A 24,689-nucleotide genomic window follows, 5' to 3' on the forward strand; every position below is an offset into this window, starting at 1 on the left:
CTAGCTCGGTCTGATGCGCCTTTCCCGAGATTGATGTAACCCGTGATGACACCTCGCTTGCAGGCCCCCATTCCTCGCTAATTTTTCCCTCTGCGGTTCGTTTTATAGGGACGACGTGCCTTTGTGCTTCCTGCCTATTGCTCCGGACTCCAACAAATGAATGCTGAAGACTCCTTGAAACTTGCTCGCCGGTTTATCGGGTTGCCCCTGGAAAAACGCCAAGTGTTCCTGCAGGCCTTGCAGAAAGAAGGCGTGGATTTTTCCCGGTTTCCGATTCCGGCTGGGGTTGAGGCCGAGGATCGCCGGGCGCTGTCCTACGCGCAGCAACGCATGTGGTTTCTCTGGCAGTTGGATCCGGCCAGCGGCGCCTACAACCTGCCCGGCGCCGTACGCTTGAAAGGTGCGCTCAGCCTCGACGCCCTGGAACAAGCGTTCGCCAGCCTGGTGGCGCGTCACGAAACCTTGCGCACGGTGTTTCAGCGTCAAGCGGATGAGCGTCTGGCGCAGGTGTCAATCGAGCCGTCATTGGCCATCGAGCACCTGGACTTGAGCACCCTGGCGCCCGTTGACCGTGAGCAGGCGGTCAACGCGGCGGCGACGCGCCAGTCGCTACTGCCATTCGACCTCGAGCATGGCCCGCTGCTGCGCGTGCAGCTGCTCAGGCTCGACGAACACGAGCACGTGCTGCTGCTGACCTTGCACCACATCGTCTCCGACGGTTGGTCGATGAATGTGTTGATCGACGAGTTCATCCGTTGCTATGACGCCCACGAGCGCAACGAGGCGCCACAATTGCCGGCGCTGGCGATCCAGTACAGTGACTACGCCCTGTGGCAACGCCGCTGGCTGGAGGCCGGCGAACAGGCGCGCCAGTTGGCGTATTGGCAGGCGCGCCTGGGCGATGAACATCCGGTTCTGGAGCTGCCGACCGACCGTCCACGCCCGGCCATGCCCAGTTACCAGGGCACTCGCCATGCCTTCGAGATCGACCCGGCGCTGGCCACCCAACTGCGCGTGTGCGCGCAAAAGCACAACGTCACCTTGTTCATGCTGTTGCTCGGCGCCTTCAACGTGTTGTTGCATCGTTATACGGGGCAGGGCGACATTCGTGTCGGCGTGCCCATCGCTAACCGCAACCGCACTGAAGTCGAGGGGTTGATCGGCTTCTTCGTCAACACCCAGGTACTGCGCACCGAACTGACCGGCCAAACCCGCATTACCGAACTGCTGCAAGGCATCAAGGAGCACGCCCTGGGCGCCCAGGCCCATCAGGAATTGCCGTTCGAACGCTTGGTCGACGCCTTGAACGTCGAGCGTAGCCTCAGCCATACGCCGCTGTTCCAGGTGATGTACAACCATCAACCCGTGGTGGCGGATATCGCCTCCGTCAGCACCGCTTCCGGCCTGGAACTGGCTCTGGTGGAATGGCAGGGCCGCACCACCCAGTTCGACCTTACTCTCGACACCTATGAAAAATCCGGCACCTTGCATGCCGCGCTGACCTACGCCAACGACTTGTTCGACGCACCTTCCATCCAGCGCATGGCGCGCCATTGGACCCGCCTGTTGCAGGCGATGGTGGCGGACGCTGAACAGCGCATCGGTGAGCTGCCGATGCTGGACGCCGACGAGCTACAACTGCTGGTCAAGACCTGGAACCACACGGCCACGCCGTACCCGACCGAACGCGCGATCCATCACTTGATTGAAGACCAGGCACAACGCACGCCTGATGCGCCAGCGCTGGTGTTCGGTGAGCTGACCCTGACCTACGCCCAGCTTGACGCGCGGGCCAACCGGTTGGCCCATGCATTGCGCGCACAAGGTGTCGGCCCGGACGTGCTGGTGGGCATCTGTGTCGAGCGTTCCATTGAAATGGTCGTGGGCTTGCTGGCAATCCTCAAGGCGGGCGGCGCCTATGTCCCGCTGGACCCGGAATACCCCGAGGAGCGCCTGGCGTACATGATCGACGACAGCGGTATCAGGCTGCTGCTCAGCCAGCAAAGCCTGCTGGCACGGCTGCCGACCGCAGGCCTCCAGGTGATTGCCCTGGATCAGCCGGCGAACTGGCTCGACAGCTACAGCACCGCCTCCCCGAACGTCATCCTGCATGGGCTGAACCTCGCCTACGTGATCTACACCTCGGGCTCCACCGGTAAGCCCAAGGGCGCCGGTAACAGCCACCGCGCACTGGTCAATCGCCTGTGCTGGATGCAGCAGGCCTACGCACTCGATGGCGGCGACGCGGTGCTGCAGAAAACCCCGTTCAGCTTCGACGTTTCCGTGTGGGAGTTTTTCTGGCCGCTGATGACGGGCGCGCGCCTGGTGGTTGCAGCGCCGGGCGAGCACCGTGAGCCGGCCCGGCTGATCGAGACCATCGGCCGGCACGCCGTCACCACCGTGCACTTCGTGCCGTCAATGTTGCAGGCATTTATCCATGAGCCCGGCGTGGAGGCCTGCGCCAGCCTCAAGCGCATTGTCTGCAGTGGCGAAGCCTTGCCATTGGACGCGCAACGCCAAGTGTTCGCCAAGCTGGCGAATGCGGCCTTGTACAACCTCTACGGCCCGACCGAGGCCGCAATCGACGTCACCCACTGGACCTGCATCGACGAAGGCGCCGACAGCGTGCCTATCGGCCGGCCGATCGCCAACCTCGGCACCTATGTGCTCGATGCCCAGCTCAACCCGGTTGCGGCCGGTATCGCCGGCGAGCTGTACCTGGGCGGCACCGGCCTGGCGCGCAGTTACCATCGCCGCCCGGCGTTGACGGCCGAGCGCTTTGTGCCGAGCCCGTTCGTGGCCGGCGAGCGCTTGTATCGTACCGGTGACCGTGTGCGCCAGCGCGCCGATGGGGTGATCGAATACCTTGGCCGCCTCGACCATCAGGTCAAGCTGCGCGGCTTGCGCATCGAACTGGGCGAGATCGAAACGCGCCTGATGCAGCACCCCACGGTGCGCGAAGCAGTGGTGGTGGTACACGGTGCCAAGCAGTTGGTGGCTTACCTGGTGCTTGAACGCGACGCCCCGACCGACCTCCAGGCCTGGCTGCTTGGCAGCCTGCCGGAATACATGGTGCCAAGCCACTTCATCACGCTTGCCAAACTGCCGGTGACCGCCAACGGCAAGCTCGACCGCAAGGCGCTGCCACTGCCGGACGCCACGGCGCAGCAGGCCTTTGCTGCCCCGGAAAATACCGTGCAACAAGCCCTGGCCGCGATCTGGAGCGACGTGCTGGGCATCGAGGCTGTCGGCCTGGACGACAACTTTTTCGAGCTGGGCGGCGATTCGATCATCTCCATTCAGGTGGTCAGCCGGGCCCGCCAGGCCGGTATCCGCCTCAGTCCGCGCGACCTGTTCCAGTACCAGAGTGTGCGCAGCCTGGCGCTGGTGGCGGGCTGCGACGAACTGAGCGTGGTCGATCAAGGGCCGGTCAGCGGTGAGGTCATCCTCACGCCGGTGCAGCAGGGCTTTTTCGCCCAGGCCATCCCGGCGCGTCACCATTGGAACCAGTCGTTGCTGCTGACCCCGCGTGAACCACTGCAGCCCGCTCGGCTCGACGCGGCCGTGATGCAAGTGATCCAGCATCACGATGCCCTGCGCCTGCGCTTCGTGGCGCAGGCTCAAGGGTGGCAACAGCACCACGCCACTGCGGTCGATGCATCGCTGCTGTGGCAGGCCCATGTCGACACCGACGCCGAATTGGCCGCGCTGTGTGACAAGGCCCAGCGCAGCCTTGACCTGGAGCACGGCCCGTTGCTGCGCGCCGCCCTGGTCGAGATGGCCGACGGCACCCAGCGGTTGCTGCTGGTGGTGCACCACCTGGTGGTGGATGGCGTGTCCTGGCGCATCCTGCTCGAAGACCTGCAACAGGCGTATCGCGAGCAGCGGTTGCCGGCAAAGACCAGCGCCTATCAGCACTGGGCGCACCGGCTGCAAGAGCACGCGCACGCTCTCGAGCATCAACTGCCGTACTGGCAGGCGCAAACCGCCGAGGCCGAGTTGCCGTGTGATCACCCTGAAGGCGGCCTGCAGCATCGCCTGGGCGCCAAGCTGGAAACGCGCCTCGACGCCGAGCACACGCGCCAGTTGCTGCAAGAGGCGCCTGCGGCCTATCGCACCCAGGTCAATGACCTGTTGCTCACCGCCCTGGCGCGCGTGGTCAGCCGTTGGAGCGCTCAGCCCGCCGCGCTGATCCAGCTGGAAGGGCATGGCCGCGAAGACCTGTTCGACGGCATCGACCTGACGCGCACCGTCGGCTGGTTCACCAGCCTGTTTCCGCTGCGTCTACAGGCGGACGGCGAGTTGGCCGGCGCGATCAAGGCGGTCAAGGAACAACTGCGTGCAGTCCCCGACAAGGGCCTGGGCTATGGCCTGCTGCGCTACCTCGGCGCGCCCGGAGCCCGCGAATCCCTGGCCGGCCTAGCCGTGCCACGCATTACCTTCAACTATCTGGGGCAGTTCGATCGCCAGTTCGATGAATCGGCACTGTTTGTACCGGCCGCCGAGGGCAGCGGCCAGGCCCAGGACCCCGAGGCACCGCTGGCCAACTGGCTGACGGTGGAAGGGCAGGTGTATGGCGGTGAATTGGCGCTGCAGTGGGGCTTCAGTCGCGAGATGTTCGAGGCTGCGACCATCCAGCGCCTGGCGGATGAATTCGCCTGTGAGCTCAAGGCCGTGATCGCCCATTGCTGTGCCACACCGGCCGGGCAGGTCACGCCATCGGATTTCCCCCTGGCACAGGTCACTCAGGCGCAGCTGGATGGATTGCCGGTGGCCGGGCCGGCCATCGCCGACCTGTACCCGCTGTCGCCGATGCAGCAGGGCATGCTGTTCCACACCCTGCTGGCGCCCGAGGCCCAGGCCTATATCAACCAGTTGCGCGTCGACATCGACGGCCTCGATCTGCTGGCGTTCGGGCGTGCCTGGCAGGCCGCGCTGGACCGTCACGACATCCTGCGCAGCAGCTTCCATTGGTTGGGCTTGGACAGCGCCCATCAAGTGATCCGGCGCCAGGTCGACCTGCAGCTGCAGGTGATTGAAGACCCGAGTGCCGATTGCGAAGCCCTGGCCCACGCCGAGCGTGAACGCGGTTTCGCGCTCGATACCGCGCCGCTGTTTCGCCTGATGCTGGTGCGCGGCGCGGGGCCGACCTGGCACCTGATTTTCACCAGCCACCACATTCTCATGGATGGCTGGAGCAACGCCCAGTTGCTCGGCGAGGTGCTCGCCCATTACGCCGGCCAGGCCGTGCCCGCACCGCTCGGGCAATTTCGCGATTACCTGGGCTGGCTGCAACGGCAAGGCAACGGCGAAGCGTTCTGGAAAGCCCAGCTGGCGCCGTTGCAAGCGCCGACTCTGCTGGCACAAGCGCTGCGTGCGCCGGTTGCGCGGACAGGCACTGCAGATCATCAGGTCGTGCTGGGCCGTGACTTCACCCACACCCTCAGTGAGTTCGCCCGCCAACACAAAGTCACTCTCAACACCGTGCTGCAAGGGGCCTGGAGCCTGCTGCTGCAACGCTACACCGGCCAGGCGTGCGTGGCGTTCGGCGCCACCGTGGCCGGGCGTTCCGCGCCGTTGACCGGGATCGAACAGCAGTTGGGCCTGTTCATCAACACCTTGCCGATCATCAGCGCCGCCTTGCCGGCACAATCGGCCATCAGTTGGCTCGGCGAGTTGCAAGCGCTGAACCTCAGCCTGCGCGATCACGAGCATGTGCCGCTCTACGACATCCAGGGCTGGGCTGGCCAGCCAGGCGCCGCGCTGTTCGACACCCTGCTGGTGTTCGAAAACTTCCCGGTGGCCGAAGCCTTGAAACAGGGTGCGCCGGCCGGGCTGAGCTTCGGGCCGTTACATAACCATGAGCGCACGCATTATCCGCTGACCCTCGGCATCGAGCTGGGTACCAGCCTGCGCCTGGAATTCAGCTACGACCGGGCGCTCTTCAGCCAAGCCCAGGTCATCCGCCTGAGCGACAACCTGCAGTACCTGCTCGCGCAATTGCTCGCAGACGCGCAAAGCCCCCTGGGCAACCTGCGTCTGCTCGACGCCAGCGCCCAGCGCGACGTGCTTGCCCTCAGCCAATTGCCCGCAGCCGCCCAGCCTCATCAGCGCGCCCATGAACGCATCGCTGCCCAGGCCCAGGCCACGCCGGACGCACTGGCGGTGCAGGCTGGCAGCGAACGCCTCAGCTATGCCCAACTCAACGCCCGCGCCAACCGCCTGGCCCATCGCCTGCTGGAATGCGGCGTCGGCCCCGGTCAGCGCGTGGGCCTGGCGTCCCGTCGTGGCCCGCAGTTGATCGTCAGCCTGCTGGCGGTGCTCAAGAGCGGCGCGGCCTATGTGCCGCTGGACCCGAAATACCCCGCCGAGCGCCTGGCCTACATGCTGGCGGACAGCCGCCTCGACCTGCTGCTCAGCGAAACCGGCCTGCTGGCCGATTTGCCATTGCCGGCAGGGCTGACCCGCCTCGACTTCAGCGCCGGCGGTGATGAATTGGCCAGCTACCCTGCGACCAATCCGCCCAACCACGCGACGGCGGCGGACCTGGCCTATGTGATCTACACCTCCGGCTCCACCGGCCAGCCCAAAGGCGTGGCCATCGACCATGCCGCCCTCGACCAGTTCTGCGACAGCGCCGTGGTGTACAGCCAACTGAGCGCCCAGGACCGCGTGCTGCAGTTTGCGACCTTCAGTTTCGACGGCTTTGTCGAGCAGTGCTACCCGCCGCTGTGCGTGGGCGCGGCGCTGATCATGCGCGGCGATGACCTGTGGGACGCCGGGCAACTGGTGCGAGAAATCGTTGAACAGGGCGTGACCCTGGCCGACTTGCCCGCCGCCTACTGGTACTTGCTGGCCAAGGAATGCGCCGTGCACCGCCGCCCCCTGGGCAAGCTGCGCCAGGTGCATGTGGGCGGTGAGGCCATGTCCGTGGAAGGCCTGCGCGCCTGGCATGCCGCCGGGTTGGGCGATGTGCGGCTGGTCAACACGTACGGGCCGACCGAGGCGACGGTGGTGTCCAGCGTGCACGATTGCCGGTTGGCTGATGCCAGCGACGCGTTCGGCGTGCCGATTGGGCGCGCGATTGCAGGGCGCTCGCTCTACGTGCTCGACAGCGCTTTGGAACTGCAGGCGACCGATGGCGTGGGCGAGTTGTGCATTGGTGCCGAGGCCGGCCTGGCCCAAGGCTATTTCGACCGCCCGGCGCTGACCGCCGAGCGCTTCCTGCCCGACCCGTTTGCCGCTGTCCCCGGTGCGCGGCTCTACCGCAGCGGCGACCTGGCCCGTTACAACGAGGCGGGTGCGCTGGAATACGTCGGGCGTATCGACCATCAGGTGAAGATTCGCGGCTTGCGCATTGAAATGGGCGAAATCGAAGCCAGCCTGCAAGCCTTGCCGCAGGTGCGTGAAGCGGCGGTGCATGCGCTGCCGAGCGCCACGGGCACGCAATTGGTCGCCTACGTGGTAGCCGCCGAGGGCCATGTGCTGGAGACACAGGCACTGGCGGGCCGTTTGCGCCAGTCGCTGCCGGACTACATGGTGCCTGGGCAGTGGGTGGTGCTTGAGGCCTTGCCCTTGAACAGCAACGGCAAGCTCGACCGCCGCGCACTGCCGGCGCCGGACCTGAACCTGCACGCCCCGGCCTACGTGGCGCCCCACAGCCCGCTGCAAATCCAGCTCGCGGCGGTCTGGCAAGCGGTGTTGCAGGTTGAGCAGGTCGGTCTGGACGATCACTTCTTCGAACGCGGTGGTCACTCGTTGCTGGCCACCCAGGTGATCTCTCGGGTGCGACATGCGCTCAACCTTGAGGTGCCGCTACGCACCTTATTCGAACAACCAACCCTGCGCGCATTTGCCGACGCTTGCGCGGCGCTGCAGGTGAGCACGGCGCAGCCGTTGCTGGCGCTGGAACGCGGCCGTCCGCTGGCGTTGTCCTTTGCCCAGGAACGCCAATGGTTCCTCTGGCAACTGGACCCGGCCAGCGCGGCCTATCACGTACCCGTCGCCCTGCACCTGCGCGGCCAACTGGACCGCGCCGCACTGGAGCAGGCGTTCCAGGCCCTGGTACAACGCCATGAGCCGCTGCGCACCACCTTTGCGGAGCAAGGCGAGCACACTTTGCAAGTCATCCATCCGCACCTGGCGGTGACCATCGAGCAGCAGCGCGTCGATGTGGCGGCGATCGAACAGGCGGTGGCCGAGGAAATCCAGCGCCCGTTCGACCTGCGCAGCGGCCCGCTGATGCGGGTTAAATTGCTCGACGTCGCGCCAGAGCATCATGTGCTGGTGATCACCCAGCACCACATCATCTCCGACGGTTGGTCGATGCAAGTGATGGTCGATGAGCTGGTGGCGCTCTATCAGGGCGATGACGCCTTGCCGGCGTTGCCGATCCAGTACGCCGACTATGCCCAGTGGCAACGTGACTGGATGGCCGCCGGGGAGAAACAGCGCCAGCTCGATTACTGGTGCGCGCGCCTGGGCAGTGAACACCCGGTGCTGGCGCTGCCCCTGGACCACCCGCGTCCGGCAGTGCAAAGCCATCGGGGCGCGCGCCGGCAGATCCATCTGGATCGCGCGCTGGTGGCCGAGCTCAAGACGCTGGCCCAGCGTCAGGACGTGACCTTGTTCATGCTCCTGCTGGCCTCGTTCCAGACCTTGCTGCATCGCTACAGCGGCCAATCCGAGATCCGCGTCGGCGTACCGATCGCCAACCGTACGCGCCTGGAAACCGAGCGACTGGTCGGTTTCTTCGTCAACACCCAGGTACTGCAGGCGCAGTTGCATGGGCAAATGCCTTTCGAACAGTTATTGGCCCAGGTCAAGCGCCGTGCCCTGGAGACCCAGGCGCATCAGGACCTGCCGTTCGAACAACTGGTGGAAGCCTTGCAGCCCGAGCGCAGTCTCAGCCACAACCCGCTGTTCCAGGTGATGTTCAACCATCAGGACAGCCTGCGCGCCGGCCCTGTGCACTTGCCGGGCCTGGCGTTGCAGGCGCTGGACTGGGCCGGGCACACCACCCAGTTCGATTTGAGCCTGGAAACCGAAGAATCCGCCGATGGCCTCTGGGCGTCGCTGACGTACGCCACCGACCTGTTCGAAGCTGCAACCCTGGAACGCCTGGCCGGGCATTGGCACAACCTGCTGCGCGCAGTGGTGCGCGATGTGTCCCAGGCGCTTGATGACCTGGCAATGCTCAGCGCACCGCAATGGCAGCAGATGGTTGAAGGCTGGAACCACACCTCATTCGACTATCCACGCGAGCAGTGCGTGCACCAGTTGTTCGAGGCCCAAGCCCTTGCCCAGCCGGAGGCCGTCGCACTGCGCTTCAATGGCGACCGCCTGAGCTACGCCGAACTCAACCGCCGGGCCAATCGCCTGGCGCATCGCTTGATTGCGGCAGGCGTCGGCCCCGACGTGCTGGTGGCGGTGCATGTGGAGCGCTCCCTGGACATGGCGGTCAGCCTGTTGGCCACCCTCAAGGCCGGCGCTGCCTACGTGCCGCTCGACCCGCAGTTCCCGGCCGAGCGCCTGGCCTTCATGCTCGACGACTGCGGCGCCCGGGTGCTGCTGACCCAGGCGCGGTTGCACGGCCAGCTGGCGCAGCCCGAGGGCCTGCAGGTGCTGCTGGTCGAGGATGAACCGGGTGCAGAACACAACCCCGAGGTTGCGCTCACGCCGGAACACCTAGCCTATGTGATCTACACCTCCGGCTCCACCGGCAAGCCCAAAGGCGTGATGGTGCGGCACCAGGCGCTGTGCAGTTTCACCTGCGCCATGGCCGACAGTTTGTCCATCGGCGCTGATGCACGCCTGTTGTCGTTGACCACGTTCTCGTTCGACATCTTCGCTCTGGAGCTCTACGTGCCGCTGAGTGTCGGCGCGACAGTGCTGCTGAGCGAGCAGGCCATGGCGCTGGACCCGGAAGCCATCCTCGACCTGGCCCACAGCCAGGCGGCCACGGTGCTGCAGGCCACGCCGTCGACCTGGCGCATGCTGCTCGACAGCCCACGCGCGCAGCTGTTGCGCGGCGTCCAGTGCCTGTGCGGCGGCGAAGCGTTGCCGGCTGACCTGGCCCAGCGCCTGCTCGCTCTGCAAGGCCCGGTGTGGAACCTCTATGGGCCGACGGAGACCACCATCTGGTCGGCGGCCCATCGGCTGCACGAAGCGCAGCCTTTGGTCGGGCGGCCCATCGCCAACACTTCGCTGTTCATCCTCAATGCCGGGCTCACGCCATGCCCGCAAGGCGCGGCCGGTGAGTTGCTGATCGGAGGGGTCGGCCTGGCGCGTGGTTATCACGCGCAGCCTGCGCTCACCGCCGAGCGTTTTGTGCCAGACCCGTTCGGTGCGCCCGGCGCACGCCTGTACCGCACCGGCGACTTGGCGCGTTACCGCGCAGACGGCGTGGTCGAGTACCTCGGCCGGGTCGATCATCAGGTCAAGGTGCGCGGTTTCCGTATCGAACTGGGTGAGATCGAAGCCTGCCTGCGTGACTACCCAGGCGTGCGTGAAGCCGTGGTGCTGGCCGACAACGACCGCTTGATCGCCTACCTGGTGAGCTCCGCACCGGACGAACAACAGGCCTACAAAGCCGCGTTGCGCGAGCGCCTGCCGGACTACATGTTGCCGGCGCACCTGCTGTTCCTCGACCGTCTGCCCCTGACCCCCAACGGCAAGCTCGACCGCAAGGCCTTGCCCAAGGTGGATGCCAGCCAACTGAGTAAAGGCCATCTGGCCCCCGTCACCTCGCGTGAACAACAGGTCGCGGCGATCTGGGCCGAGGTGCTGGACGTGCCGCAGGTCGGTCTCGACGATCACTTTTTCGAACTGGGCGGGCATTCCTTGCTGGCCACGCGGGTGATGTCGCGGGTGCGCCAGGCCTTGGCCCTGGAAGTCGCGCTCAAGACCCTGTTCGAACAACCCCTGCTGGGCGACTTTGTGCGCGCACTGGGCGAGGAGGGCGTCCGCGCGCCGGCGCTGCTCAAGGCCGACCGCACGCAACCCTTGCCGCTGTCTTACGCCCAGGAGCGCCAATGGTTCCTGTGGCAACTGGACCCGCACAGCACGGCCTACCACATCCCCAGTGCCTTGCGCTTGCATGGCCCGCTGGACCAGGCCGCGCTGCAACGCAGCTTCGACACCTTGCTGGCGCGCCATGAAAGCCTGCGCACCCATCTGCGCCAGGAAGCCACGGGCGCGGTGCAAGTCATCGAAGCGCTGGGCCTGATCGATATCGACCGGGGCGCCTGTGCCTACGCCGACCTCAAGGGCGCTGTGGCGGCCGAGGTCGCACGGCCCTTCGATTTACTGCGCGGGCCGCTGTTGCGGGTCAAGTTGCTGCGCCTGGCCGAGGACGACCATGTGCTGGTGCTGGTGCAGCACCACATCGTCTCCGATGGCTGGTCGATGCAACTGATGGTCGAGGAACTGGTGCAGTTGTACGCCGCGTTCAGCCAGGGGCAAACGCCGCACCTGCCGGCATTGCCGATCCAGTACGCCGACTATGCCGTGTGGCAACGCCAGTGGATGGAGGCCGGTGAGCAGGCGCGTCAACTGGCTTACTGGCGCGAGCAGTTGGGCGGCGAGCAACCGGTGCTGGAGCTGCCGTTCGACTACCCGCGCCCGGCGCTGCCAAGCCATCGCGGCGCACGCCTGGGCATCGAGTTGGCGCCAGGGCTGCTGGAAGGTTTGCGAGCGTTGGCGCACAACGTCGGCGTCACGCTGCCGATGGTGCTGCTGGCGTCCTATCAGGCGCTGTTGCACCGCTACAGCGGCCAGGAAGACGTGCGCGTCGGCGTCCCGGTTGCCAACCGTAACCGCCTGGAAACCGAAGGTTTGATCGGGTTCTTCGTCAACACCCAAGTGCTCAAGGCCGATCTGCACGGGCAGATGAGCGTCGAGCAGTTGCTGAGCCAGGTGCGCCAGCGCTCCCTGGACGCCCAGGCCCATCAGGACCTGCCGTTCGAACAACTGGTGCAGGCGCTCCAACCGGAGCGCAGCCTCAGCCTGAGCCCACTGTTCCAAGTGCTGTTCAACCACCGCGTGACGTCCGCTGCAAGCCAGTTGCAGCAGCTGACCGACTTGCACGTTGAAGTGCTGAGTTGGGACGAAGGCGTGGCCCAGTTCGACCTGGCGCTGGACGTCGAAGAAAGCCCGACGGCGGTACATGCCTCCCTGAGCTATTCCACCGACCTGTTTGCGCCCGCCACCATCGCGCGCATGGCGGCGCATTGGCAGAACCTGTTGCAGGCGATGGTCGCTGATCCACATCAATCCATTGGCCAGTTGCACCTGTTGGATCAGCATGAGCAGCAGCACATCCTGCAGCTGTGGAACTGCACGGATGCCGGCTACTCGGCCCAGCGCCTGGTGCATGAATTGGTGGCCGACCGCGCCCGCGAGACGCCGGAGGCGGTGGCGGTGAAGTTCGCAGACGAGCAACTCACCTACGGCCAACTGGACCGCCAGGCCAACCGCCTGGCCCACGCGCTGATCGCCCGTGGCGTCGGCCCCGAAGTGCGGGTGGCCATCGCCATGCCGCGCAGTGCCGAGATCATGGTGGCCTTCCTCGCCGTGCTGAAGGCCGGGGGCGTGTACGTGCCATTGGACATCGAATACCCGCGTGATCGCTTGCTGTACATGATGCAGGACAGCCGTGCGCAACTGCTGCTCAGCCATACCCAGGCATTGGCGCAATTGCCGATTCCGGAGGGGCTGGAGACCTTGGCCATTGACTCCACCGAGCAATGGGCGCACTTCAGCGACAACGCGCCGAACGTGGTTCTGCACGCCGACAACCTCGCCTACGTGATCTACACCTCCGGTTCCACCGGCATGCCCAAGGGCGTGGCGGTGTCCCACGGGCCGTTGGTGGCGCACATCATCGCCACTGGCGAGCGCTATGAAACCAGCCCGGCCGACTGCGAATTGCACTTCATGTCGTTCGCCTTCGACGGTGCCCATGAAGGCTGGATGCACCCGCTGATCAACGGCGCCAGCGTGCTGATCCGTGACGACAGCCTGTGGTTGCCGGAATACACCTACGCGCAGATGCACCGCCACCACGTGACCATGGCGGTGTTCCCGCCGGTGTACCTGCAACAACTGGCTGAACATGCCGAACGCGACGGCAACCCACCGGCGGTGCGCGTGTACTGCTTTGGCGGTGATGCGGTGGCGCAGGCCAGCTATGACCTGGCCTGGCGCGCACTCAAGCCGACCTATCTGTTCAACGGTTACGGCCCCACCGAAACCGTGGTCACGCCGCTGCTGTGGAAGGCGCGCAAGGGCGACCCGTGCGGCGCCGTTTACGCGCCCATCGGCACCTTGCTCGGCAACCGCAGCGGCTACGTGCTCGATGCCCAGCTCAACCTGCAACCCATCGGCGTGGCCGGCGAGTTGTACCTGGGCGGCGAGGGCGTGGCCCGGGGTTACCTGGAGCGTCCGGGGTTGACCGCCGAACGTTTCGTGCCGGACCCGTTCGGCAAGCCCGGCAGCCGCGTGTATCGCAGCGGCGACCTGACCCGTGGGCGTGCGGATGGCGTAGTGGACTACCTCGGCCGCGTCGATCATCAAGTGAAAATCCGTGGTTTCCGTATCGAACTGGGCGAAATCGAAGCGCGTTTGCGTGAACAGGACAGCGTCGGCGAAACCGTGGTGGTGGCCCAGGAAGGCCCGACCGGCAAGCAGTTGGTGGCCTACGTGGTACCGGCCGATGCCAGCCTGGCCGACCAGGGCGAGTTCCGCGACACCCTGCGCCGCGCCCTGAAAAGCGGCCTGCCGGATTACATGGTGCCGGCGCACTTCGTGTTCCTCGCGCAGATGCCCTTGACCCCCAACGGCAAGCTCGACCGCAAGGGCCTGCCGTTGCCGGACGTCAGCCAGATGCAGCAACGCTACGTGGCGCCGCAAACCGAACTGGAGCAGTACATCGCCGCGATCTGGGCCGACGTGCTGCACCTGGCGCAAGTGGGCCTGAACGACAACTTCTTCGAAGTCGGCGGGCATTCCTTGCTGGCCATCCAGATCACCTCGCGGGTCCAGGCCGAGCTGGGCCTGGACGTACCGCTGATGGAACTGTTCCAGACCGAATCGCTGCGCGCCTACGTGCAGGCCGCAGCCACCTTCCGCGCCGGCAGCGAGGAAGACTTTGATGATCTTCGTGACTTTTTGAGCGAACTAGAGGCGATTTGAACCATGCTTTCCAACCCTAACATCGACCTGGTGTCGCGCTTTCTTCGCCTGCCTCTGGAACAACGCCAGCAGTTCTATCAGCGTCTGCAGGGCCGGGGCATGAGTTTCGCTCAACTGCCGATTGCCCCGACGCGTCACGACAGCGACACAGTACCCTTGTCCTACGCCCAGGAACGCCAGTGGTTTCTCTGGCAACTGGACCCCGACAGCGCCACTTACCATATCCCCGGCGCCTTGCGCTTGCAGGGGCGGCTGGACCTGGCGGCCCTGCAGCGCAGCTTCGACAGCCTGTTGGCCCGTCATGAAAGTTTGCGCACGCAACTGATCGAGGACGGTGAGCAGGTGCGCCAGGCCGTGCTGCCCGAGGCGCGGGTGCAGATCCGGAAGGCGCAGATCGATGAAGCACAGTTGATGGCGCGCGTGGAAGCGGAGGTGGCCCAGCCTTTCGATCTGCTCCAGGCGCCGCTGCTGCGCGTGACCCTGTTGCAACTGGCTGAAGATGACCATGTGCTGGTGATGGTGCAGCACCACATCGTGTCCGATGGTTGGTCGATGCAGGTGATGGTCGAAGAGCTGGTGCAGTTGTATGCCGCCTACAGCCAAGGCCAGGACCTGCAACTGCCGGAACTGCCGATCCAGTACGCCGACTACGCCCTGTGGCAGCGCGGCTGGATGGAAGCGGGGGAGCGGGCGCGGCAGCTGGCCTACTGGCAGGCGTTGCTGGGCGGTGAACAACCGGTGTTGGAGTTGCCGCTGGACCGTCCGCGCCCGGCGCAGCAAAGCCATCGCGGCGCCAGCTTGCAGGTGCATCTGCAACCCGAGCTGGTCGCCGGCCTCAAGCGCCTGGCCCAGCAGGAGGGCGTCACCCCGTTCATGCTGCTGCTCGCGTCGTTCCAAACCCTGTTGTATCGCTACAGCGGGCAGTCGGACATACGCATCGGCGTGCCGATTGCCAACCGCAACCGCGTCGAAACCGAGCGGCTGATCGGGTTTTTCGTCAACACCCAGGTGCTCAAGGCTGACCTGGACGGGCAGATGAGTTTTGTCGAGCTGCTGCAACAGACCAAGCAGCGCGCCCTGGAGGCCCAGGCCCACCAGGACCTGCCGTTCGAACAGTTGGTGGTGGCGCTTTCGCCTGAGCGCAGCCTGAGCCACAACCCGTTGTTCCAGGTGATGTTCAACCATCAGACCGACGCCCAGGGCGCGCGCGACGGCCAGGCATTGCCGGGTCTGCGCGTGGTGGAGCTGGACTGGGACAGCCAGACCACGCATTTCGACCTGAGCCTGGATACCCACGAGTCAGCCGACGGGCTGTGGGCGGCGTTGAGCTACGCCACCGACCTGTTCGACGCAGCGACCATCGAGCGCCTGGCGCAGCACTGGCAGCAGCTGTTGCAGGCGCTGGTCAGCGCGCCGCGCAGCCGTCTGGCCGAGCTGCCGATGCTGGGGGCCGCCGAGCAGCAGCGCATGCTCCAGGACTGGAATGCCCCGGCCTGCGCCCGTGCATTGCAAGGCGTGCACCACTTGTTCGAGGCCCAGGCCGCCGAGCAGCCCGACCGCCAGGCCCTGGCCCTGGATGATCAAACCCTCAGTTACGGCGAGCTGAACCGCCAGGCCAACCACCTGGCGCACTACCTGATGGCACAGGGCGTAGGCCCGCACGCATTGGTCGGGATCGCGGTGGAGCGCTCCTTTGCGATGGTGGTCAGCTTGCTGGCGGTGCTCAAGACCGGCGCTGCCTATGTGCCGCTGGACCCCGACTACCCTCGCGAGCGACTGCTGCACATGCTTGAGGACAGCGGCGTGCGCCTGGTGTTGACCCAGTCGCACCTGCGCGAGCGCCTGCCATTGCCGGCGCAGGTAGACGCCGTGGCGATCGACCTTGCCCAGGCGCCGTTGGCGTTGTGTGCCGAACACAATCCTGCCGGCGCTTTCGAACCGCAAAGCCTGGCCTATGTGATCTACACCTCGGGCTCCACCGGCAAGCCCAAGGGCGTTGCCATCAGCCACGCGGCGTTGAGTGAGTTCGCCGGCATTGCGGCCGAGTACTCGCACCTGGTCGCGCAGGATCGGGTGTTGCAATTCGCGACCCTGAACTTCGACGGCTTCGTCGAGCAGTTGTATCCGGCCCTGACCCTCGGCGCCACGGTGGTGCTGCGCGGCCCGCAGCTGTGGGACGGCGCCGAGCTGTACCGGCAGATCATCGCGCAGGGCATCACCCTGGCCGATTTGCCCACGGCGTACTGGAAGCTGTTTTTGCAGGATTGCCTGGCGGCGGGCTCGCGGCCTTACGGCGCCTTGCGCCAGGTGCATATCGGCGGCGAAGCCATGCCGTTGGACGGCCCGCTGTTGTGGCAACGGGCCGGCCTGGGGCATGTGCGGCTGCTCAACACCTATGGGCCGACCGAGGCCACCGTGGTCTCCAGCGTGCTGGACTGCACCGACCCCAACGTCATCAGCGGCGTCACCGCCAGCCCCATTGGCCGCGCAGTGCCTGGGCGTGGCTTGTTGGTGCTTGATCGCGACCTGAACCTGTTGCCGATCGGTGCCGTGGGTGAACTCTACATTGCCAGCGCCAGCGGCCTGGCCAGCGCTTATCTGCAGCGTCCGGGCCTGACCGCCGAGCGTTTTGTGCCCAACCCGTTCAACGCCTGCGGCGAGCGGCTTTATCGCACCGGCGACCTGGCGCGTTATCGCGCCGATGGGGTGGTGGAGTACGTCGGGCGGGTCGATCATCAGGTGAAGATTCGCGGGTTCCGCATCGAACTGGGCGAGATCGAAACCTTGCTGCTGGCCCAGGACAGCGTGCGAGAAGCGCTGTTGCTGGCGGCTGACAATCAGTTGCTGGCCTATCTGGTGCCCGCGCAACCGTTGAGCGAGGCCGAGCGCGAAAACACCGGCGAGCACTTGCTGATCACCCTGCGCGCGCACCTGCCGGATTACATGGTGCCGGCGCACCTGATCTTCCTCGAACGCATGCCGCTCAACCCCAACGGCAAGCTGGACCGCCAGGCCCTGCCCAAGCCCGACGCCAACGCGGCGCAACCGGGCTGGCTGGCGCCGGTCACGCCGTTGCAGCAACAGATCGCCACGCTCTGGGCGGTTATTCTCGGTGTCGAGAAGGTCGGTTTGAACCAGCATTTCTTCGAACTGGGCGGGCATTCGTTGCTGGCGATGCAAGTAGTGTCGCGCATTCGCCAGGCATTGCAGCTGGAGGTGCCGCTCAAGGCGCTGTTCGAATACCCGCGACTGGACGCATTTGTCGCGGCATTGCAGGCCCAGGACAGCCAGGTGCCGGCCGCGCCAGCCTTATTGCCGACTGGGCGCGAGCACCCCTTGCCGCTGTCCTACGCCCAGGAGCGCCAGTGGTTTCTGTGGCAATTGGAACCCCACAGCGCCGCGTACCACATCCCCAGTGCGCTGCGCCTGAAAGGGCAGTTGGACCTGGACGCGCTGCAGCGCAGCTTTGATGCGTTGCTGGCCCGGCATGAAAGCCTGCGCACGTATCTGCGCCAGGATCACGCGCGCACGGTTCAAGTTATCGAGCCGTTGGCATCGTTGCAGATCGCGCACGCCGAGGTCGACGAAGCCGAACTCAAGGCCCAGGTCGAGGCGCTGATCGCGCAGCCGTTCGACCTCGAACGCGGCCCGTTGCTGCGCGTGTCGCTGCTGCGCCTGGCTGCGGAGGAGCATGTGCTGGTGCTGGTGCAGCATCACATCGTCTCCGATGGCTGGTCGATGCAGTTGATGGTCGAGGAACTGGTGCAGCTGTATGCGGGATACAGCCAAGGCTTTGATGTGCAACTGCCGGCGCTGCCGATCCAGTACGCCGACTACGCCGTGTGGCAGCGCAACTGGATGGAGGCGGGCGAGAAGGACCGCCAACTGGCGTACTGGCGTGACCGGCTCGGCGGCGAGCAAAGCGTGCTGGAGCTGCCATTCGATCACCCGCGCCCGGCCGTGCAAAGCCACCGTGGCGCGCGCCTGGCCTTCGAACTGGCCCCCGAACTGAGCCACAATCTCAAGGCCTTGGCCCAGCAACAGGGCGTGACCCTGTTCATGTTGCTGCTCGCGTCGTTCCAGACCTTGCTGCATCGCTACAGCGGCCAGGAAGACATCCGCGTCGGCGTGCCCATCGCCAACCGCAATCGCAGCGAAACCGAGCGTCTCATAGGCTTCTTCGTCAACACCCAGGTGCTCAAGGCCGAGCTGCACGGCCAGATGAGCGTCGAGCAGCTGTTACAACACACCCGCCAGCGCGCATTGGAAGCCCAGGCCCATCAGGACCTGCCGTTCGAACAGTTGGTGGAAGCGCTGCAACCGGAGCGCAGCCTGAGCCACAACCCGTTGTTCCAGGTGATGTTCAACCACCAGACCGACGTCGGCCAGGCCCAGGTCCAACAGCAATTGCCGCAACTTCTGGTCGAAGGGCTGGAGTGGCAAAGCAAGACCGCGCATTTCGACCTGGACCTGGATATCCAGGAGTCCACCGAAGGTATCTGGGCCACCCTGGGGTATGCCCAGGACCTGTTCGAAGCCAGCACCGTGCAGCGTATGGCGCGCCACTGGCAAAACCTGTTGCAGGGCATGGTCGCCAACCCTCGGCAGCAGCTCGGCCAGTTGAGCCTGCTGGACGCCGCCGAGCAGCAACAGATCCTGCAACTGTGGGACCGTACCGAATCCGGCTTCTCGGCCCAGCGGCTGGTGCATGAATTGGTGGCCGACCGCGCCCGCGAGACGCCGGAGGCGGTGGCGGTGAAGTTTGCGGACGAGCAGCTCACCTACGGCCAACTGGACCGCCAGGCCAACCGCCTGGCCCATGCGCTGATCGCCCGTGGCGTCGGCCCGGAAGTGCGGGTGGCCATCGCCATGCCGCGCAGCGCCGAGATCATGGTGGCCTTCCTCGCCGTGCTGAAGGCCGGGGGCGTGTACGTACCGCTGGATATCGAATACCCGCGTGACCGCCTGCTGTACATGATGCAGGACAGTCGCTCGCGGCTGCTGCTGACCCACTCGGCGGTGCAACACCGCCTGCCGATCCCGGAAGGCCTGCAAGCCCTGGCGGTGGACCAGCTACTGGCTGGGTGCGATGCGCATGACGCGGCGCCGAATGTGGTTCTGCACGCCGACAACCTCGCCTACGTGATCTACACCTCCGGTTCCACCGGCATGCCCAAGGGCGTGGCGGTGTCCCACGGGCCGTTGGTCGCGCACATCATCGCCACCGGCGAGCGCTATGAAACCAGCCCGGCCGACTGCGAACTGCACTTCATGTCGTTCGCCTTCGACGGTGCCCACGAAGGCTGGATGCACCCGCTGATCAACGGCGCCAGCGTGCTGATCCGTGACGACAGCCTGTGGTTGCCGGAATACACCTACGCGCAGATGCACCGCCACAATGTGACCATGGCGGTGTTCCCACCGGTGTACCTGCAACAACTGGCCGAACATGCCGAGCGCGACGGCAACCCACCGGCAGTGCGCGTGTTCTGCTTCGGCGGTGATGCGGTGGCCCAGGCCAGCTATGACTTGGCCTGGCGCGCACTGAAACCGACTTACCTGTTCAACGGCTATGGCCCCACCGAAACCGTGGTCACGCCGCTGCTATGGAAGGCGCGCAAAGGCGACCCTTGCGGCGCCGTCTACGCGCCCATCGGCACCTTGCTCGGCAACCGCAGTGGCTACGTACTCGATGCCCAACTCAACCTGCAACCCATCGGCGTGGCCGGCGAGTTGTACCTGGGCGGCGAGGGCGTGGCGCGGGGTTACTTGGAACGTCCGGGGTTGACCGCCGAACGTTTCGTGCCGGACCCGTTCGGCCAGCCCGGCAGCCGTGTGTACCGCAGCGGCGACCTGACCCGTGGGCGTGCGGATGGCGTGGTGGACTACCTCGGCCGCGTGGATCATCAAGTGAAAATCCGTGGTTTTCGTATCGAACTCGGCGAAATCGAAGCGCGCCTGCGTGAACAGGACAGCGTCGGCGAGACCGTGGTGGTGGCCCAGGAAGGCCCGACCGGCAAGCAGTTGGTGGCCTACGTGGTGCCACTGGACCCGGCCCTGCTCGACGATGCCGTCGCCCAAGCCAACGGCCGCGAAGCCCTGCGCCGCGCCCTGAAAACCCGTTTGCCGGACTACATGGTGCCCACGCACCTGATGTTCCTCGAACGCATGCCGCTGACCCCCAACGGCAAACTCGACCGCAAGGGCCTGCCGTTGCCGGATGTGAGCCTGATGCAGCAGGTGTATGTGGCGCCGCAGAGTGAGCTGGAACAGCAAGTAGCCAGCATCTGGGCCGAGATCCTGGGCGTGGAGCGGGTAGGCCTGGCCGATCATTTCTTCGAGTCGGGCGGTCACTCATTGCTGGCGATGCAAGTGGTGTCCCGCTTGCGTCAGCTATTGGATCGGGAAGTCCCCCTGAGGACATTGTTTGAACAACCGCGGCTGCAGGGTTTTGTCGAGATGCTGGGCGACCTGCAAGCGTCTGCGGCGAGCGCACTGCCCATCCTGCCGGTCAGCCGTGAGCAGCCATTGGCGCTGTCTTATGCCCAGGAGCGGCAGTGGTTTCTCTGGCAATTGGACCCGCGCAGTGCGGCCTACCACCTGCCCAGCACGTTGCGTCTACGCGGCTGGCTGGACCCAAGCGCCCTGCAACGCGCCTTCGAGCGCCTGGTTGCGCGCCATGAAAGCCTGCGCACTCAGGTGTACCAGGAAGCAGGGCGCGCCTTTCAAGTGATCCGCGAAGCGGGTGCCGTGGACATCGTCCATGCTCCGGCCAATGAAAGCGATTTGCAGCGTCTGGTCGAGGCTGAAATTGCACGGCCCTTCGATCTACAGCAAGGGCCGCTGCTACGCGTCACCTTGTTGCGGGTCGCCGAAGACGACCATGTCTTAGTGCTGGTGCAGCACCACATCGTTTCCGATGGCTGGTCGATGCAAGTCATGGTGGATGAGCTGGTGCAGTTATACGCCGCTTATAGCCAAGGCCAGGATTTGCAACTGCCGGCACTGTCGATTCAATACGCCGATTATGCCCAGTGGCAGCGTGACTGGATGGCAGGGGGAGAACGCATTCGTCAGCTGCGCTACTGGCAGGCGTTGCTGGGCGATGAGCAGCCCGTGCTGGAGCTACCGCTTGATCGGCCGCGGCCGTCGGTACAGAGCTTCCGTGGCGCTGGCCTGGAGATCTGCCTTGCTCCGGCGCTGGTGACGGGGCTCAAGGGGTTGGCACGGCGTGAAAACGTCACGCTGTTCACTGTGCTGCTGGCCTCGTTCCAGACGCTGCTGCACCGTTATACCGGGCAGCAGGATATTCGCGTTGGTGTGCCAATCGCCAATCGTAGCCGGGTCGAGACCGAACGTCTGGTGGGATTTTTCGTCAATACCCAGGTGCTCAGGGGCGATATTGACCCTCAACTGACGGTCACCCAATTGTTGCAGCAGGCCAAGCACCGGGCGCTCGACGCCCAAAGCCATCAGGACTTGCCGTTCGAGCAGTTGGTCGAAGCGCTGCAACCCGAGCGTAGCTTGAGCCACAACCCGTTGTTCCAAGTGATGTTCAATCATCAGAGCGAAGCCCGCCTGGCCAGTCGCGGCCAGCAACTGCCCGATCTGAAGGTAGAGGCGTTGGATTGGGGCACGCAGACCGCGCAGTTCGATCTGAGCCTGGATACCCAGGAAACCGTCGATGGGCTATCGGCGACGTTGACCTATGCCACCGACCTGTTCGACGTCGCTACGGCCAGACGCATGGCGCGTCATTGGCAGAACCTTTTGCAGGCCATGTTGGGTGACCCGCATCAACGGGTCACTCAGTTACCGCTGTTGGAACCCCTGGAAGAGCAGCTAATGGTCGAACAGTGGAACGACACGGCGCAGGCTTATCCGTTGCAACACACCGTGCAGCAGATGTTCGAAGCTCAAGTCCGGCGCACGCCGGATGCCCAGGCAGTGATGTTTGCCGCGCAGGCGCTCAGTTATGCGCAGCTCAATGCCCGAGCCAATCGCTTGGCGCACCGCCTGATCCAGGCCGGTGTTGCGCCGGACGTGCTAGTGGGTGTGGCAATGGAGCGCTCGATTGAAATGGTCGTCGCGCTTCTGGCTGTGCTCAAGGCGGGTGGCGCCTATGTGCCGCTGGATCCAGACTACCCGCGCGAACGCCTGGCCTACATGCTGCAAGACAGCCAGGCACAGCTGCTGCTGACTCAGGCGCACCTGTTGCAGGCACTGCCAGTCAGCGATCCATCGCACTGCCTGGTGGTGGAACCTGGTGATCTCTGGCTGCGCGGATATGCCGATACCAATCCTGATGTTGCGGTGGATGCGGAAAACCTGGCTTACGTCATTTACACCTCCGGCTCCACCGGGCAGCCGAAGGGGGCAGGCAACCGCCACTGCGCGTTGACCAACCGATTGCTCTGGATGCAACAGGCTTATGCACTCGGCGCCGAAGATACGGTGCTGCAGAAAACCCCGTTCAGTTTCGACGTGTCGGTATGGGAGTTTTTCTGGCCCTTGATAACGGGGGCTCGGCTGGTGGTGGCGGCACCTGGGGATCATCGGGACCCCTCACGATTGGTCGAGTTGATCAATCGCCAGCAAGTGACCACCCTGCATTTCGTGCCCTCGATGCTGCAAGCTTTCCTCCAGGATTCGAAGGTGGCCAGTTGTCAGGGGCTGCAACGCATCATTTGCAGTGGCGAAGCCCTGCCGGTGGACGCGCAGCAGCAGGTGTTCGCCAAGCTGCCTGACGCGGGCTTGTTCAACCTGTATGGACCGACCGAAGCTGCCATTGATGTGACTCACTGGACATGTGTCGACGAGCATCGCGACAGCGTGCCGATTGGTCGACCGATTGCCAACCTGCGCACGCATGTGCTGGATGCGCAGTTGCAGCCAGTCGCGCCCGGTGTTGCCGGCGAGTTGTACTTGGGTGGGGTCGGGCTGGCACGCAGTTACCATCGGCGTCCCAGCCTTACCGCAGAGCGCTTCGTACCATGCCCGTTCCAGCCGGGCTCGCGGTTGTATCGCACCGGGGACCGGGTGCGCCAGCGTATGGATGGCGTGATCGAATACATCGGTCGGCTGGACCATCAAGTCAAACTGCGCGGTTTACGCATAGAACTGGGGGAAATCGAGGCACGGTTGCTGGAGCATCCGCTGGTGCGCGAGGCCTCGGTGCAAGTGCATGAAGGAAAGTACCTCGTTGCCTACCTGGTGCTGCAGGACTCGACGCAAGCATGGCGTGATGCCTTGAACATTCACTTGCTGGCGCATATGCCGGAGTACATGGTCCCTGCGCAGTGGGTGCTGCTGGACCAGATGCCGTTGAGCCCGAATGGCAAGCTGGACCGCAAGGCCTTGCCCGCGCCGGATGCCAGCGTGTATGAACGGCACTTCGTCGCAGCGCGCAGCCCACTGGAGCAGACGCTCGTGAACGTCTGGAGCGAGGTGCTGGAGCTTGAACAGGTGGGCGTCGAAGACAATTTCTTCGAGTTGGGTGGGCATTCGTTGTTGGTGCTGATGCTCAAGGAGCGCATCCGCAAGGCCGTCGGCGTGGATTTGTCGGTGAGTCAGTTGATGCTCAACCCGACCGTGGCCGCACAGGCGATGTGCCTGGAGGGAAGTGCCGACACGTCGTTGATCGTGAGGCTCAATAGTCAAACCCGAGGGACTCCGTTGTATCTCTTTCATCCCAGCTATGGCTCGGTGCATTGCTACAAGGCGATAGCCCTGGCGTTGCGCGAGCAGCGGCCGGTGCTGGGGGTCATGTGTCGCGCACTGGCCGAAAAGGGTAGCGAGGTGCCTGCGTGGGCTGAAATGGTCGAAGACTACACCGCGCAATTGTTGAAGGCGCAACCCGAGGGGCCGTTCCGTCTGGCCGGCTGGTCTTTGGGCGGCAATTTGGCGATGGAAGTTGCCTATGGCCTGGAGCAGGCGGGCCGGCAGGTCGAGTGCGTCGGCTGGATCGATGCGTCACCGCCCCAGTGGCTCAAGCCGTTCTGGGATACTGCGGTGATGGTCGATGGGCGCGACATTTCTGCCAATGAGCGACGTGTGGAGCTGCTGGGGGTGATGTTCCCGGATTTCTCCGAGCAGATTCACGCCCAGTGGTCGGCGCTGCAATGTGCAGAGGCTGAGGACGGCGAGCGGTGGGCCGCGTTCAGCCACTGGGCCGAGCAGACTCTGGGCGAGCGCTTCCTCGAGCTCAAGGAGGAATTGCTCAATGGCCAGGAAGCGCAGATTTCCTGGGAGGTCGACCGCATTTTGGGTGAGCGCTTGCGCGATGCCGACTTCAAGGCGATCAAGGCACCGATCAGTTGCTGGTGGGCAGCCTTGAGCCGTACCGGGGTGCATCATCAGTTGATCGAGGCAAGCATGCTGGAGGTGACCGGGCATTCAGAGGTCGAGCGCTCGGTGCTGATCGAGACCAGCCACGACCGGTTGATCGATAACGCGCAGTTCATCCGTAGCTTCGCCGCGGCGATGGCCTGAGGCGC

At 65.0% G+C, this 24,689-nt stretch carries 2 protein-coding genes; both read left to right on the forward strand.

The annotated features are described in order from the left end of the window. Positions 1-156 precede the first annotated feature (156 nt). Positions 157-14,193 (forward strand): non-ribosomal peptide synthase/polyketide synthase, encoded by a 14,037-nt coding sequence (locus C4J85_RS11660; RefSeq protein WP_124409648.1) that lies wholly within the window; start codon positions 157-159, stop codon positions 14,191-14,193. A 3-nt stretch (positions 14,194-14,196) separates the two neighbouring features. Next, positions 14,197-24,684 (forward strand): amino acid adenylation domain-containing protein, encoded by a 10,488-nt coding sequence (locus tag C4J85_RS11665; protein ID WP_124409649.1) that lies wholly within the window; start codon positions 14,197-14,199, stop codon positions 24,682-24,684. The last annotated feature ends 5 nt before the right edge of the window (positions 24,685-24,689 follow it).

Origin of the sequence: Pseudomonas sp. R4-34-07 (assembly GCF_003852375.1) — a bacterium.
Classification (GTDB): Bacteria; Pseudomonadota; Gammaproteobacteria; order Pseudomonadales; family Pseudomonadaceae; genus Aquipseudomonas.